This window comes from Halomonas sp. ATBC28, from assembly GCF_005937175.1.
Taxonomy (GTDB): Bacteria; Pseudomonadota; Gammaproteobacteria; order Pseudomonadales; family Halomonadaceae; genus Vreelandella; species Vreelandella titanicae.
The window spans coordinates 15,786-30,352 of sequence record NZ_VCQL01000021.1 but is presented as its reverse complement, the minus strand read 5'-3'; the positions used below and the strand labels follow the sequence as shown (position 1 = coordinate 30,352).

The following is a 14,567-nucleotide window of genomic DNA, read 5'->3' as shown; positions in this document are numbered from 1 at the left end:
AAGCATGCTAAGCTGGCTATTAAGAGGGAGACTGCTACTGAGCCCAGTACTGCTGACAGGGTGTCTACTAGCAGGGGTAACGGGAAACGCCCAGGCGACACCCGGTAGCTGGAGCAGCCAGATACCAGGTCTGATGGTAGCGATGAGTGATCGGTCAAGCGCTAGCCAAAACGCTACCCCACCTGCTGCTGCTAACAATGTGGAGTCAGCACAGCTCGGGCGTATTCATTGGCAGTTTCAATATCCCCCTGGTGCGTTATTAAACGCTTGGCTGTGCCATCCTGAGCAGTGCGTTGCGTTAGCTGGCATGCGGGGGACTACCACTGCCCTGGCGGGGTTTGCCGCGGATGCGCCGTTGCATTTTCGCTTCGCTTTACGTCCGGGGCAGCGGCCTGTTCGTGTCCAGGGGCTGCAAATGATTGTGAACTATCAGTGAAGGCTGGATAGACGCGAGGCGAGAGGATGTACACAGCACAAGGCAGGATCAAACAGAGTGAGCTGTTGACGCAATACATGCCACTGGTACGACGTCAGGCCTTGACGCTTCAGGTCCGTTTGCCAGCCAGTATTGAGCTCGACGACCTTATTCAAGCCGGGATGGTAGGGCTGCTGGAAGCGCTGGGGCGCTTCGATGCCACCCAGGGGGCAACGTTCGCGACGTTTGCCAGTCAGCGTATTCGCGGTGCAATGATGGATGAATTACGTACCCGCGACTGGTTGCCCCGCAGCGTGCGCCGCTCAGCGCGAGCGGTTGACAGTGCCGTTCGTCAATTAGAGCAACAGCTCGGACGGGCACCAGAAGAGAACGAAATCGCCCAACACCTTGAAATGCCGTTGAGTGAGTATCAGCAGCTCCTCAACGACACCAACAGTGGTCAACTGTTGCCGTTTGAAGAGCTGGTGGCCGACGGTGGCGAGCCTAGCAATAATGAATTGGCTAATTCACCGTTCGAGCAGTTGCTAGACGGCCAGCAACGACAAACGTTGATTGAGGCAATTGAAGCGCTGCCAGAGCGTGAAAAGCTGCTAATGGCGCTGTACTACCAAGAAGAACTCAACCTTAAGGAAGTAGGGGCTGTGTTGGGCGTCACGGAGTCACGCGTTTCACAACTGCACAGCCAAGCCGTCAGCCGCTTACGCGCGCGTTTACACGACTCGGCATAACACCTCTTTTTACTCACTTGTGACCGGCAAGGAGCCGTGGATGAACCCTTCGACGCTGATAGGCATATTTGCCAGCATACTACTGTTGGTGAGCGTGCTGTTTTTCACCGCAGAGTCCCCTGAAAGTTTTATCAATTTGCCGGGTTTGGCCATTGTGGTGACCGGTACCCTAGCGGCAACCTTTATCAGCTATCCGCTGAAAGAGGTGCTCCGCGTCGTACGGTTGGTGGGCTTGGTATTCCGGCGCGAAAATACCTATATGCGTGACGATATCCGCGAATTGGTGGATATGTCGCGACTCTGGTTTAAGGGCGATGTACGTGCGGTCGAGCGCGAGTTGGAGCATACCCGAAACCCGTTTTTGCGTACCGGGATCCAACTGGTCATTGCCAACACCAAAGAGGATGAAATTTTTGACATGCTGCGTTGGCGCATTGCCCGTCTTAAAGCGCGTGAGCATGCCGAGGCACAAATATTCCGTACCATGGCCACCTACGCACCCGCATTTGGCATGATCGGCACCCTGGTGGGGCTGGTCAATATGCTGGAAGTCATGGACGCAGGCGACCTGCAGGTGATCGGCCCGCGCATGGCGGTGGCCCTGCTCACCACCTTCTACGGCATTTTACTCGCCAACTTGGTGTTTAAGCCGATTGCGGTGAAACTCGAGCGCCGCACCGAAGAGCGGCTGATTACCATGAACATGGTGCTGGAAGGTATTTCGCTGATTACCAAGCGCCGCCTGCCGTCGTTTATTGAAGAGACCCTCAACTCGTTTGTAGCTAACTATCACGATGAGATCCGTGATAACAGCGTCAAACCAAGGCCTGATTCGTCGGTTAGTGCGGCGGCGAAGGGGTAGGCCAGATGCTTGACCGTGATACGCGCCACGCACTGGAAATGACGCCGTCGCCAGGCGATGGTGACGAGGGTTGGCTAACCAGCTATTTGGATGTGCTGACGCTGCTAATCACGCTCTTTGTGCTGCTGCTTTCACTGACACCGCCGGGAGGCGGTGAGGCGGCTGATACTGCTTTCATGCGCTCGGCTAGCGCTGTATCATCATTGCCGCTGGCGTCTCTAGCCACTGGTATTCAGCCCCGCCATTCAGGGGTTCAGCCGCAGTTTGATGGGCTCGACATCCCCGGTGTCAGTGTTTCGCAAGGGAGTGAAGGGGTCACGTTACGTATTGATACCAGCCTTTTATTTCCCAGCGGTCAAGCTGTACTGACTTCCCGTGGGCAAGAGGTGGTAGAAAGCCTTATCGATGTGCTGACCCGTTTTGACGGTCAGATTTCGGTAGAAGGCCACACCGACAGCGTGCCTATTTCAACGGCCCGCTTCCCCTCTAATTGGGAGCTTTCATCAGCGCGGGCTATCGCTGTGGTGAGGCATTTAGAGCGCCAAGGATTCAATATCTCTCGTATGCGGGCCGTCGGTTATGCCGACACCCAACCCATGGAACCGAACGCAACGGCGGAGGGCCGAGCTGCCAACCGTCGCGTAGAGTTGTTGCTAAGGCAGCAGGTCGAGGGTGAATAGATTGCGAGGCCACGTTTGTGTCCATGTACCACCCGCGGTTGCAGTCGTTTGGAGCTCTGCTGGTTTTAGATGCCGATTGTCGCCGCATTCAAGCCAGTAGCACCAACTTAACCCGCTTGACCGGTATTGAGCGCCCTGAAAATGGGCCGCACACTCTTGCCTATGTGTTAGGAAAACGGCTAAGCCAGCGGGTGCGCCGCGAGTTGCAGGGGCAGCAGAAACTCTCCGGCCCGCTGGTGTTTATTCGTTCCAAGCATAGCAACATGCGTTTTCAGCTCTATGCTTACCGAGCAGGTGGGAAGGTCATCGTCGAGATTGAGCCACTCGACCCCCAAGGTAAGCGCCGCCTGCTTGGCACAGTCAATGAGCGGCTGATGCATTTAGCCGACGCAACCCACCAGGAAGAGCTGCTCGACTGCTTGGTTAACGCTATTCAACAGCTCACCGGCCATGATCGCGTCACCGTGTGCCATTTCGACAGTGATTGGCATGGTTTAATGGTTGCCGAAGCGCTGGGCAACCAGCTGCCCTCGCTGTTGGGTCAGCGCTTCCCCTCAAGCGACTTCCCTGTCGCCTTACGCAAAAGTTACCAACATTACCCCGTTCGGTTAATTGAAGACGTCGATGCGCCGCCTGAAACGCTGACTCCCGCCTACTCGGGAGTGAGCCTTAGCGGCAGCTTTTTACGCGCCCCTGCCCCTGAGCGGCAGCGATATTTAAATCGCCTGGGGGTGCGTGGGTCATTCAGTTTGGCCATGCAGGGGGATACTGGCTTATGGGGTCTAGTGTTTTGCCATTCGCCAGCACCGCACTCGGTTGAACCCCCCGTGCGTGATGCCGTTCGCACCCTCGTGCAAATGGCCACCCAGCGCATGCTGTTGCTACGGGCGCGTCAAGAAGCCCGCTACCTACAACGGGTTCAGGATAGCCTCGTGCTCAGTGCGCGAGCGCGCAGCGAGCCGCAAAGTCCCCAACAGTTACTTCATGAGCAGGCGGCTATCTGGATGAAGCTGTTTCGCGCCCATGGCGTGGTGCTGTGGGTGAATGGTGGCGCTTATCAAGCGGGTGTGACGCCGACTCCAGAAGCGATAAGCCAGTTTGTGCTGCGCCTGGAAAGAACTCATGTACATAGCGGCCCTTGGTGCACGCGCGAAATCGGCAAAGAGACGTTAACCGCTTCGCTAGCCATGCCCGAGCAGTGTGGGGCTCTAGCAGTGCCGCTGCCAATGAGTTCGACCCAGCGCGCCTGGCTGATTTTTTTTCGCCCCGAGCAGGTGGAAACGCTGTATTGGGCGATGCAGCCTACAACCAACCCTAAACCGGCCGTGATATTGGCTCCATCGGTTGCTTGGTCTGAAGAGGTAGTCGGCAGAAGTGAAGCGTGGCTGCGGGTAGAGCGCTTAGCGGCGGTAGACTTGGGGGAAGACCTGACGCTGGCGATTTCTGCCTATGAAATTAGCTCACTGAATATGCACCTGGAGCACGAACGCAAAGCCCTTGCCGAAGCCAACCAACGTCTTGAGCAATTAGCCCATTTCGATCCTCTAACCAAGGTGTGGAACCGTTACCGCATCGAAGAAGCGATCAATGCAGAGCTGGTGGCTGCCAGGCGCTATGCGGCCGCTTTTGCCTTGCTACTGTTCGATGTGGATAACTTTAAGCAGATCAACGATGCTCACGGCCATAGCGTGGGTGACGATGTGCTGGTGGCCCTGGCGCGCTTAGTGGAAAGCTCGCTGCGTGGCTGCGACCACCTGGGCCGTTGGGGAGGCGAAGAGTTTATTGTGCTGGCGACTCATTCCGATGTTGATGCCGCCACTGGCCTGGCTGAGCGGCTGCGCTCGCTGGTAGAAGAGCTGCGTATAGAGGGCGTTGAGCAAACGGTTACAGTGAGTATCGGTGTCGCCGTTTGGCAGCCGGGTGACAGCTGTAAAACCCTTATCTCCCGGGCTGATGACGCCATGTACCGCGCTAAGCATGGCGGACGCAACCGCGTTGAAATGGCGCTTGAGCCTGTGGTGCTGATTTAAGCAAACCTTTAGGTGCCACTACCTTCACACTGGGTGAGCATCCGGTTGATCGCCGCATCGGCGCCTTTTAGGCTAAAGGTCATATACCACGGCTCGCGCTCGTCCTGGTCGAAGCCGAGAAATAGCTGCTCCCCCTGGCGCATGTCGGCCATCAGTGATGCCAAGTCACTTAAATAAAAGTGAGCATAAAACCCGTCATCGCCGCGCTCAGTGATAAATTCCGCCATGGTGTCGATAACGGGCCGCTCATCGATGCGCAGCCGAGTGGGCACCAGGTTTACTGTACGGCTCTCTCCCTGCTGCTGCTCAAGGGTGACGCGCATCTCCAGCCAGGGTAAATCGCAAACGCCCGAGGTGGCATTCAAGCTCAGCGTCGCATCCGAGTAGCTGTGGGTTTCTACCGCCCGATAGTGGCGTTCGCCCCCCAGTGAGAGCGTCATTGACTGCCAATGGTCGTGGGTGGCCACATCGTCAGTATTGAAGGTGGTCGCGTTAGCGACGGGCGTAGCGACCATCCACATGGTCGCTATCGCCACAACGGTAAACGTGAGCGTGCAAAGATACTGGGATGGAGAGCGCAGGAAGTGAGTTGCGGACATGATCAAAGCCATTTAACCCAAAACCCCAGTCTATATCGTGTTTGGGATTGGCAAAATAGTAACGCGCTGATTTTCCTATATATGGTAGAAAAAATTAAAAAAAGTGCCTCATATGGTGGGAGGTCACGTCTATACTTCACTTCGATGCTACGTATAATCGCCCTATTTGAGCGCTATAATTCACCCTCGCTGTGAAGGAGTTTTGCGACATGAGCACCGCTGCCAAGGCTATGAAGACCTCTAACGATGTCCCTATGCAGGCCCCCTCGCGGGAAATATGGGACGCCAAATACCGTCTTAAGGATCGTCATAGCCAACCCGTTGATCAGGACGTTGGTGCTACGTTTGAACGGGTTGCTCGTGCCCTGGCAGCGGTGGAGGGAGATAAAGCGGAAGAGTGGTTGCCCAAATTTCGCTGGGCGTTGGAAAACGGCGCCATTCCTGCCGGTCGTATTCTCTCCAACGCGGGGGCTGAGGCCTACAAGCCTGCGGTGAGCCTGATTAACTGCACTGTCTCCCGCACCATTCGTGACTCCATGCGCGATATCCTCGACTCAGTGGTTGATGCGGGTATGACGCTGAAATCCGGGGCGGGTATCGGCTACGACTTCTCGACGCTGCGTCATAAGGGCGCGTTCGTATTCGGCGCTGGCGCGGGCACCAACGGCCCACTGGCGTTTATGGATATCTACGACAAGATGTGCTTCACCGTCGCCTCTGCTGGTGGTCGGCGTGGTGCTCAGATGGGTACTTTCGATGTGGGCCACCCAGATGTGCGCGAGTTTATTCAGGCCAAGCGCGAAGCGGGGCGCCTACGACAGTTTAACCTCAGCTTGCTGATCACCGACGAATTTATGGAAGCGGTCAAGAACAATGCTGACTGGCCGCTGGCTTTTCCGCTGCACCCCGGTGAGAAAGAGGATGTCAAAGCGGAAGACTTGATCTACCGTGACTGGCCGGTAGTTGAAGAGGGCTACACGGTCGATGCCGAAGGCCGCGTCGCCTGCCGCATTGTCGAAGTGATTAAAGCGCGGGAGTTGTGGGACACCATTATGTCCTCCACCTATGACTACGCCGAGCCTGGCTTTATCCTGATCGACCAGGTTAACCGCATGAACAATAACTGGTTCTGCGAAGATATCCGTGCGACGAATCCCTGTGGCGAACAACCCTTGCCGCCAGAAGGCGCCTGCCTGCTAGGTTCTGTCAACCTAACCAAGTTCGTGATCGACCCCTTCGGCGCCGAGCCGCGCTTTGATTGGGAACGCTACCGCAAAGTGGTCGCGATCTTCACGCGTATGCTCGATAACGTGGTCGAGATTGCCGGTTTGCCGCTGCCCCAGCAGCAGCGTGAAATAGAAGCCAAGCGCCGTCACGGTATGGGCTTTTTGGGCTTAGGCTCAACGCTCACCATGCTCAAAATCCCTTACGGTTCTAAGCAGTCGTTGGTGTTCACTGATGAGGTGAGCCGGCACTTAGCGATAGAGGGTTGGAAGCAGGCGCTGGAGCTCTCCCAAGAGAAAGGCATGGCGCCGGTGCTTGAGCAGGAGCACACCATTACTCCCAAAATGTTGCGCGAGCGGCCTCAGTTGGCCAAAGATGGCTACGAAGTGGGCGATCAAGTGCCGGGGCGTATCCTACACGCCCGTTATAGTCAGTACATGGCCCAAGTGGCCGAGCTGGAGCCGGAGCTTGTGTCACAGCTAGCCGAGCACGGTGCGCGCTTCACCCACCACAGCTCGATCGCGCCGACCGGCACGATCAGCCTGTCGATGGGTAACAATGCCTCCAACGGTATCGAACCCTCCTTCTCGCACCGCTATTTCCGCAATATTATTCAGTCGGGCAAGAAGACCAAAGAGCAGGTCGAAGTCGTCTCCTTTGAACTGGCCGCCTACCGTCACTTTATTGCATCTGATGCGGTGGACAGCGACCTGCCTGACTACTTCGTCACCGCCGATGCGATATCTCCCGAACAGCACGTTGCCGTTCAGGCCGCCGCCCAGCACTGGGTGGATTCAGCGATCTCGAAAACGGTCAATGTGCCTACCGAGTTCCCCTTTGAACAGTTCCAGAACCTCTATTTGCAGGCTTATGAAAGCCGCTTAAAAGGCTGCACTACTTTCCGCTTTAATCCCGAAGCTTTCCAGGGCGTGCTCGTGCGGGAAGATGATCTTAAAAACACGACCTACGTATTTGAACTGGAAAACGGTGAAACCCTCGAACTAGCCGGGGATGAGAAGGTGATTTACGACGGTGAAGAGCATAACGCTGCCAACCTCTTTGATGGCTTAAAAGAAGGCACCTACGGCAAATGGTGATGCCGCGTTAAGCGCCATCTGTTTAAAAACGCACACCTTTGCTAAGTGGAGAACACCATGGCTGTAGAAATTACCTCAAAAATTGTTGGTTACCGTATCAAGCAGCAGGAGCAGGCCGTTCCCGTTCCTGAGCTACAAGATGAAGATCCGCTAACGGTACGTATACCTTCCCGTCCGGAAGGCACTTTGGAAGCCGTGTCTGAAAAGATTTCATACGTAGGCGCGGAAGGGCGTAAAAAAGTCTATTTGCTGGTGTCGTTTATGCCAGTGGAAGGCGCGATTGGCAGTAAGCGCGTGGTGATTGAGCGCCCGGTGGAGTTCTTTTTTCCGTCAGGGCAGCTCTCCAGCGAGCACCAGTGGATCACCGCGACCATGCGCAGCCTTTCGCTGGCGGCCCGCGGTGGTTACGTCACCCAAGCGGTGGCGGATCTACGCAAAGTGGCCTGGGACAAAGGCTTGGTACGCTGTGGTATGAACCGTTGGAATAAGCCAATGTTCCACGATTCGGAAGTGGCGGCGATTGCCTGGTCGATTCAGCAGATTCTTTATCGCCGCGGTTTTCTAGATCGGGATGGCAACCAGGTGCCGGTTGAAAAGCTGGTAGAGCGTTATGCTCATCGTATGGCTCACGGCCACGCTTGGCAGCCCGGTGCTGAAGACGAAGCTAATGATGCACCCATTGAAACAGGCGCGGTGGAGTCGATTGGCGGTGATAAGGCAACGAAGGGAAAAAAGCCTGAAGGCAGTGGCCCAGCCATAGTGGGTAACTGCCCCGAGTGCCGCGGTGAGCTGATCATGATGGATGGCTGCCCGACCTGCTATGCTGGCTGCGGCTGGTCAAAGTGTGGTTAGTTTTCTCAGGCGGAATCGCCTAACAGTGGCCGGACATTGTCGGTGAGGTAGCAATCGTCAAATTCACCTTCGGTGCATAGCGCGGATAAGTCTGGAATGGTGACATGGTGGCGGTCGCGAAATACTAGGCCGTCTTCACTAAGCGCCGTAAAGGTGCGGCTAACGTGTACCGGGCTTAGCCCGAGCACATCGGCTAACTGCTCCTGTGAGAGCGGCAGGCGGAACTGGTTGCTAATATCCGGGTTGGTTTGGCGCAGCCTTAAATACATTTCATACAGAAAATGCGCCATTTTCTTACGTGCACTGCGTCTGGCCAGAGTGACGAGGCGCTCAGTGAGCAGCGCCTGCTGACGGCTGCCAATGGCAAACATCACCGAGGTGAGAGGCAGCGACTGGCGAAATATTTCCAGCATACGTTTATGCGGGAAATGGCAAATCACGCCATCATCAATCATGCGCACATTTTCAAGCCGCTGCGAGAAGGCAAACTCGCGCAACCCGATGATATCGCCCGGCAAAAACACTTCGAGAATCTGTCGGTCACCATTCTCTAAGTGACGGTAGGAGTAGGCCCAACCACTTTTTAGCGTGCAAAACTCATTGGCCGCATCGCCCATCTCCCAGAGTAGCGTGCCCGACTTAATATTGGTTGGGCTCTCCTCTAGCGCCATGAGCAATCCCTTCTCATCATCGCTTAATGAGCAGTAGTGATTGAAGTGCTTAATAATACAGCTGTTTTCCTGACCCACGACGTATCCCTCCAGCACAGGATTGGATAATACTGCTAACGATTATCTGCCCGCCACTATAAACGATGTGGCCATCTACTGCGTCGCCCAAATAGGCTAACTAGCGTACCTATTTAGCCTGGGGTGAGCAGCGCTCACCCCTCGAAAACCAGCGTCAACGCTTCGTTGCACGCTTGCCTCGCGCGAGCAGCGGCGCTAAGAAGCGGCCGGTATGCGAAACGTCCTGTTTGGCGAGCTGTTCCGGCGTGCCCTCGGCGATGATCTGTCCGCCACCTGAACCCCCTTCGGGGCCAAGATCGACAATCCAGTCGGCGGTTTTGATCACATCCAGGTTGTGCTCAATCACCACGATGGTATTGCCGTGATCGCGCAGACGGTGAAGTACCGTCAGCAGTTGGCGAATATCCTCAAAGTGCAGGCCGGTGGTGGGCTCATCCAAGATATACAGCGTTTTGCCGGTATCACGCTTGGCCAATTCACGGGCGAGTTTAACCCGCTGCGCTTCGCCACCGGAAAGGGTGGTGGCGCTCTGCCCTAAGCGAATGTAGGAAAGGCCTACATCTAGCAAGGTTTGCAGGCGACGTGCAATGGCGGGCACTGGGCTAAAGAACTCCAGGGCGTCTTCCACCGTCATGGCCAGTACTTCGTGGATGGTTTTACCCTTGTAATGAATGTCCAGGGTTTCGCGGTTGTAGCGTTTGCCCTTACAGACATCGCAGGGCACGTAGATATCCGGCAGAAAGTGCATCTCTACCTTGATCATGCCTTCGCCCTGGCACGCCTCGCAGCGCCCACCCTTGACGTTAAAACTAAAACGACCGGGCTTATAGCCCCGGGAACGCGCTTCTTGGGTGCCCGCAAACAGCTCGCGAATCGGCGTAAAAATACCCGTATAGGTGGCCGGGTTGGAGCGTGGCGTGCGACCAATCGGGCTCTGGTCGATATCGATGACTTTATCAAGCTGGTCGAGCCCCTCGATCTTCTCATAGGGCGCGGCGGTCAATGTTGTCGCACGATTTAATTCGCGCGCCGCAATCGGCATCAAGGTGCCGTTGATCAACGTCGATTTACCTGAGCCAGAAACGCCGGTGATGGCGATAAACAGCCCCAGCGGCAGGCTAAGGGTGACGTTCTGCAGGTTATTGCCGGTAGCGCCGCGCACAATCAGCTGCTTTTCTGGATTGCCGGGTATGCGGTAGGGCGGCACGGCAATTTCCCGGGAGCCAGATAAGTATTGGCCGGTCAGCGAGTTGGGGTTGTCCATCACGTCTTGCGGGGTGCCCTGGGCAACGATTTCACCGCCGTGCACACCCGCACCTGGGCCGATATCCAGCACGTGGTCGGCGGCGCGAATAGCGTCTTCATCGTGCTCTACCACAATCACGGTATTGCCTAAGTCACGCAGTCGCTCAAGGGTTTTCAGCAGTCGGTCGTTGTCGCGCTGATGCAAGCCAATCGACGGCTCATCGAGAATATACATGACCCCGACCAGGCCTGCGCCGATTTGGCTGGCTAAACGGATACGCTGGGCTTCACCGCCGGAAAGGGTATCGGCACTGCGCTCCAGGTTGAGATAGTCCAGCCCCACGTTGACCAGAAACTCTAGCCGGGCGTGAATCTCATGGACGATTTTATCGGCGATCTCACCTTTGCGTCCTGGCAGGCTTAGGTCGGCAAAGTAGCGCCACGCCTCACCAATCGGAAAGCGCACAATCTCGGCGATATTGTGATCATCCACGTAAACATGGCGTGACTCTTTACGCAGGCGCGAGCCATTACAGGTGGCGCAGGGCTGTACGGCGATGTATTTGACCAGGTCATCGCGCACCATATTGGATTCGGTTTCCCGATAGCGGCGCTGCATATTGGGCAGTACGCCTTCGAAAGCGTGTTCGCGGGTCACTTTACGGCCGCGATCACCCACGTACACAAACAGTATCTGTTCGTCGCCGCTGCCGTTTAAGATAACCTCCCGCTCGTGGCGGGCGAGCTCTTGCCAGGGCGTTTCCAGCTCAAAGCCGTAGTGCTTGGCCAGTGCCTGGAGCTGGGTGAAGTAGTAAATATTGCGCCGATCCCAGCCTTTGATCACGCCTTCGGCAAGCGATAGCTCCGGGTGGCTGATGAGCTTGTCCGGGTCGAAGTACTGCTGTACGCCTAGCCCGTCGCAGGTAGGGCAGGCGCCCGCAGGATTGTTGAACGAGAACATGCGTGGCTCAAGTTCCGCCAGCGAGTAGCCGCACACCGGGCAGGCAAAGCGCGATGAAAAGGCAATATCGTCGCGTTCACCGTCCATAAAGTGAATCATGGCGGTGCCGTCGGCGAGGTTCAGCGCGGTTTCAAAGGACTCCGCCAAACGTTGGGCAAGGTCGTCGCGCACTTTGAAGCGGTCAACGACGACGCTGATATCGTGTTTTTTGCGCTTATCCAGTGGTGCGATGTCGTCCAGTTCCAGCACTTGGCCATCGACCAGGGCGCGTACGAAGCCCTGGGCGCGCAGCTCGGCTAATAACTGTAAATGTTCGCCTTTGCGGCCTTTGACTACCGGCGCCAGCAGCATCAGCTTGGTGCCTTCGGCGAGGTTCATGACTTGGTCGACCATTTGCGAGATGGTCTGGGCTTCCAAGTCTTCGCCATGTTCTGGGCAGCGGGGCGTCCCGGCACGGGCAAACAGCAGACGCAGGTAGTCGTAAATTTCGGTGATGGTGCCCACGGTCGAGCGCGGGTTGTGGGAAGTGGACTTCTGCTCAATGGAGATCGCAGGTGACAGCCCTTCGATGTGATCCACATCGGGCTTTTCCATCATCGACAGGAACTGGCGCGCATAAGTGGAGAGCGATTCCACGTAGCGGCGCTGCCCCTCGGCGTAAAGGGTGTCGAATGCTAACGACGATTTACCCGAGCCGGAGAGGCCGGTAATCACAATCAGCTTGTTACGGGGCAGCTCCACATCGATCTGCTTGAGGTTGTGGGTGCGGGCACCCCTGACCAGAATGCTGTCCATCAACACCTCGAATCGCGCGGCAAAAGCGTGATTATACGTTTGTCGGCACCCTCCCGGCAAAACCGCTTTCATAACCCAAGATAATCTGCGGCAACTCGCGACGTTTCCAGCGCCAGCCCAAACCGCTAGAATAGAGGATTGTCACAATCCACACTGACTCACCACATGCTTAACCACCATATAAAAGGGCATTATGCGCAAGGTTTCCGCACTATTGCTGGCCTCTGAACGACGTGCGATCAGTGGTTTGGCCGGGCTTTATGCATCGCGCATGCTGGGTCTGTTTATGGTGCTGCCGGTGTTGGCGCTGTATGCCGACACCCTTGAGGGTTCGACCCCGCTACTCGTGGGCGTGGCGCTGGGGATTTATGGTTTAACCCAGGCAACGCTGCAAATCCCGTTTGGCTTACTCTCTGACCGCATTGGTCGTAAGCGGGTGATTGCCATGGGGCTATTGATATTTGCACTCGGAAGCGTGGTCGCCGCTCTATCCGATACCATTATTGGTGTGATTGCCGGGCGAGCGCTGCAGGGTGGCGGTGCCGTTGCCGCGGCGATTATGGCGCTGCTGGCGGATCAAACCCGTGAAGAAGTGCGCACCGCTGCTATGGCCACCATTGGGCTTTCTATTGGCGTTTCGTTTGCGATTGCGATGGTGCTGGGGCCATGGCTTGCCGCCTGGGCTGGGCTGGCTGGGGTCTTCTGGTTTACCTCGCTACTAACGCTGGTGGGGCTGCTGGTGCTATGGCGCTGGGTGCCTGCCGCGCCGCGGCGGCGACGTCACCGCGATGTGGGCATGGATCGCCAGCAGTTTAAAAGTGTCATCACCCGCCCCGATTTATGGCGGCTGGATATGTCGATTTTTGCCCTGCATTTAGTGCTGATGGCGATATTTGTCGCGGTACCTTTTCGCCTGCTAGACGCCGGTGTAGCGATTGAGTATCACGGGCTGGCATATCTTGGCATTATGGCGCTATCGTTTGTGGCCATGGTGCCGCTGATAATTGTGGCCGAGAAGCAGCAGCGCATGCGTTTGATGTGCTTGGTTGCGATCGGCGCTATTGTGATTAGTTTGGCCGGGCTGGGGTTGCCACTCTCGCCAAGCTACTGGTTGTTTGTATGGCTGTTTGTGTTCTTCACTGGCTTTAACTTGCTGGAAGCGACGCTACCTTCCATGCTCAGTAAGTTGGCCCCGGCGGGCGCCAAAGGTACCGCGATGGGGGTCTACTCCACCAGCCAATTTTTAGGCGCTTTTTTAGGCGGTACGCTAGGCGGTTTACTGGCGCATTACGGTGGCCTCAACGCGGTTTTTATTGGCTGTGCTGGGCTTGCGCTATGCTGGTGGATCGCCATGTGGCGGATGCCCGCACCGCCCCCGCTCTCCAGCGAAGTGGTGGCGCTACACGAGACCCAGGCAGATGCGCTCGACCTGTTGATGGAACACTTAGCCGATGTGGTCGGCGTCGAAGACGTAATGGTGGTGCCAGAAGAGCGTTTGGTCTATTTAAAGGTGAACCGCCAGCAGCTCGATCAGGCGGCGTTGAACAAGCTCATGGCACCCCCCAAATCTTAATCCAGCCGTGCCGATGAAGTGTGGCGGCGGTTGGCAATAAACTCTACATGACAGCTATTAAAGGAGCGCCTTATGGCTCGCGGCATTAACAAAGTCATTCTGATTGGCAACCTCGGGCAGGATCCAGAGGTGCGTTTCACTCCCAGCGGCACCGCTGTGGCCAACCTAAACTTGGCCACCACTGATACCTGGATGGATCGCCAAAGCGGTCAACGCCAAGAGCGCACCGAATGGCACCGCGTGGTGATGTTCAATAAAACCGCTGAGATCGCCCAGCAGTACCTGAAAAAAGGCTCCAAAGTCTATATTGAAGGGCGCCTGCAAACCCGTAAGTGGCAGGATCAGAATGGGCAAGATCGCTACTCGACGGAAATCGTTGCCAACGATATGCAGATGCTTGATGGCCGTAGCGGTGATTACCAGGGCGGTGGCGCTCCGCAAAATAACTATTCCCAGAACGCTCCTCAGAACGCCCCCCAGAATGCGCCGGCTCAAAATAATCCTGCTGCTAATCACCAAGGCGGCTATCCCCCTCAGGGTGGTGCGCCTCAAGGCGGAAATAACTACCCTGGCGGGCAGAACCCACAACAGCCACCACGGCCCGCTCAGCCAGCACCGCACCAGGGCAACCAAGCTCCACCGCCCAACCAGCAGAACAGCAGCTACGGCGCTCCGGATCCGGGTAACTTCGACGACTTCGACGATGAGATCCCGTTCTAAAGACGTAAAACGCCTA

At 56.4% G+C, this 14,567-nt stretch carries 12 protein-coding genes; 9 read left to right on the top strand and 3 right to left on the bottom strand.

What is annotated here, in order from left to right:
• The first annotated feature begins 4 nt into the window (after positions 1 to 4).
• Genes E0L35_RS20475 through E0L35_RS20455 form a run of 5 tightly spaced genes read left to right on the top strand, consistent with a single transcriptional unit; the run spans position 5 to position 4,736 of the window.
• Positions 5 to 436: a flagellar protein FlhE gene (locus E0L35_RS20475; protein ID WP_022520918.1), complete on the top strand. Its 432-nt coding sequence runs from the start codon at positions 5 to 7 to the stop codon at positions 434 to 436.
• Between the two features lie 26 nt (positions 437 to 462).
• Positions 463 to 1,164: an RNA polymerase sigma factor FliA gene (locus tag E0L35_RS20470; RefSeq protein ID WP_009288446.1), complete on the top strand. Its 702-nt coding sequence runs from the start codon at positions 463 to 465 to the stop codon at positions 1,162 to 1,164.
• A 40-nt stretch (positions 1,165 to 1,204) separates the two neighbouring features.
• Positions 1,205 to 2,026 carry a MotA/TolQ/ExbB proton channel family protein gene (locus E0L35_RS20465; RefSeq protein ID WP_022520917.1) on the top strand — a complete coding sequence of 274 codons (822 nt, stop codon included), beginning with the start codon at positions 1,205 to 1,207 and terminating at the stop codon, positions 2,024 to 2,026.
• A 5-nt stretch (positions 2,027 to 2,031) separates the two neighbouring features.
• Positions 2,032 to 2,706: an OmpA family protein gene (locus tag E0L35_RS20460; RefSeq protein ID WP_022520916.1), complete on the top strand. Its 675-nt coding sequence runs from the start codon at positions 2,032 to 2,034 to the stop codon at positions 2,704 to 2,706.
• A gap of 17 nt (positions 2,707 to 2,723) precedes the next feature.
• Positions 2,724 to 4,736: a sensor domain-containing diguanylate cyclase gene (locus E0L35_RS20455; RefSeq protein WP_138801284.1), complete on the top strand. Its 2,013-nt coding sequence runs from the start codon at positions 2,724 to 2,726 to the stop codon at positions 4,734 to 4,736.
• Between the two features lie 8 nt (positions 4,737 to 4,744).
• Here the strand turns inward: E0L35_RS20455 and E0L35_RS20450 are convergent, their stop codons facing one another.
• Positions 4,745 to 5,347, bottom strand: a complete 603-nt coding sequence (locus E0L35_RS20450; RefSeq protein ID WP_009288449.1) for a hypothetical protein — start codon at positions 5,345 to 5,347, stop codon at positions 4,745 to 4,747.
• A gap of 197 nt (positions 5,348 to 5,544) precedes the next feature.
• Here E0L35_RS20450 and E0L35_RS20445 point away from each other — a divergent pair, with 197 nt between their 5' ends.
• Together E0L35_RS20445 and E0L35_RS20440 are read left to right on the top strand one after the other, a co-directional pair.
• The gene (locus E0L35_RS20445; protein WP_022520914.1) at positions 5,545 to 7,656 is read left to right on the top strand and encodes an adenosylcobalamin-dependent ribonucleoside-diphosphate reductase; all 2,112 of its coding nucleotides are present in this window, start codon (positions 5,545 to 5,547) and stop codon (positions 7,654 to 7,656) included.
• Between the two features lie 57 nt (positions 7,657 to 7,713).
• Positions 7,714 to 8,508 (top strand): ribonucleoside-diphosphate reductase, encoded by a 795-nt coding sequence (locus tag E0L35_RS20440; RefSeq protein WP_138801283.1) that lies wholly within the window; start codon positions 7,714 to 7,716, stop codon positions 8,506 to 8,508.
• A 5-nt stretch (positions 8,509 to 8,513) separates the two neighbouring features.
• On the opposite strand, the gene E0L35_RS20435 is transcribed toward E0L35_RS20440, so the two are convergent.
• On the bottom strand, positions 8,514 to 9,257 hold the full coding sequence (locus E0L35_RS20435) for a Crp/Fnr family transcriptional regulator (protein WP_022520912.1): 744 nt from the start codon (positions 9,255 to 9,257) through the stop codon (positions 8,514 to 8,516).
• A gap of 154 nt (positions 9,258 to 9,411) precedes the next feature.
• A complete protein-coding gene (gene uvrA / locus E0L35_RS20430; protein WP_138801282.1) occupies positions 9,412 to 12,258 on the bottom strand; it encodes an excinuclease ABC subunit UvrA in 2,847 nt (948 codons plus the stop codon).
• A gap of 193 nt (positions 12,259 to 12,451) precedes the next feature.
• Between uvrA and E0L35_RS20425 the strand changes: the two genes are divergently transcribed.
• Positions 12,452 to 13,831 carry an MFS transporter gene (locus E0L35_RS20425; protein WP_009288452.1) on the top strand — a complete coding sequence of 460 codons (1,380 nt, stop codon included), beginning with the start codon at positions 12,452 to 12,454 and terminating at the stop codon, positions 13,829 to 13,831.
• 72 nt (positions 13,832 to 13,903) lie between these two features.
• Complete coding sequence (gene ssb, locus E0L35_RS20420; RefSeq protein ID WP_138801281.1) at positions 13,904 to 14,551, top strand: single-stranded DNA-binding protein; 648 nt, start codon at positions 13,904 to 13,906, stop codon at positions 14,549 to 14,551.
• Positions 14,552 to 14,567: the final 16 nt, after the last annotated feature.

Coding starts and splice junctions, on each gene's coding strand:
- E0L35_RS20470 (WP_009288446.1), top strand. CDS start 463: ATGTACACAGCACAAGGCAGGATCAAACAGAGTGAGCTGTTGACGCAA.
- uvrA (WP_138801282.1), bottom strand. CDS start 12,258: ATGGACAGCATTCTGGTCAGGGGTGCCCGCACCCACAACCTCAAGCAG.
- E0L35_RS20450 (WP_009288449.1), bottom strand. CDS start 5,347: ATGGCTTTGATCATGTCCGCAACTCACTTCCTGCGCTCTCCATCCCAG.
- ssb (WP_138801281.1), top strand. CDS start 13,904: ATGGCTCGCGGCATTAACAAAGTCATTCTGATTGGCAACCTCGGGCAG.
- E0L35_RS20475 (WP_022520918.1), top strand. CDS start 5: ATGCTAAGCTGGCTATTAAGAGGGAGACTGCTACTGAGCCCAGTACTG.
- E0L35_RS20460 (WP_022520916.1), top strand. CDS start 2,032: ATGCTTGACCGTGATACGCGCCACGCACTGGAAATGACGCCGTCGCCA.
- E0L35_RS20440 (WP_138801283.1), top strand. CDS start 7,714: ATGGCTGTAGAAATTACCTCAAAAATTGTTGGTTACCGTATCAAGCAG.
- E0L35_RS20445 (WP_022520914.1), top strand. CDS start 5,545: ATGAGCACCGCTGCCAAGGCTATGAAGACCTCTAACGATGTCCCTATG.
- E0L35_RS20425 (WP_009288452.1), top strand. CDS start 12,452: ATGCGCAAGGTTTCCGCACTATTGCTGGCCTCTGAACGACGTGCGATC.
- E0L35_RS20465 (WP_022520917.1), top strand. CDS start 1,205: ATGAACCCTTCGACGCTGATAGGCATATTTGCCAGCATACTACTGTTG.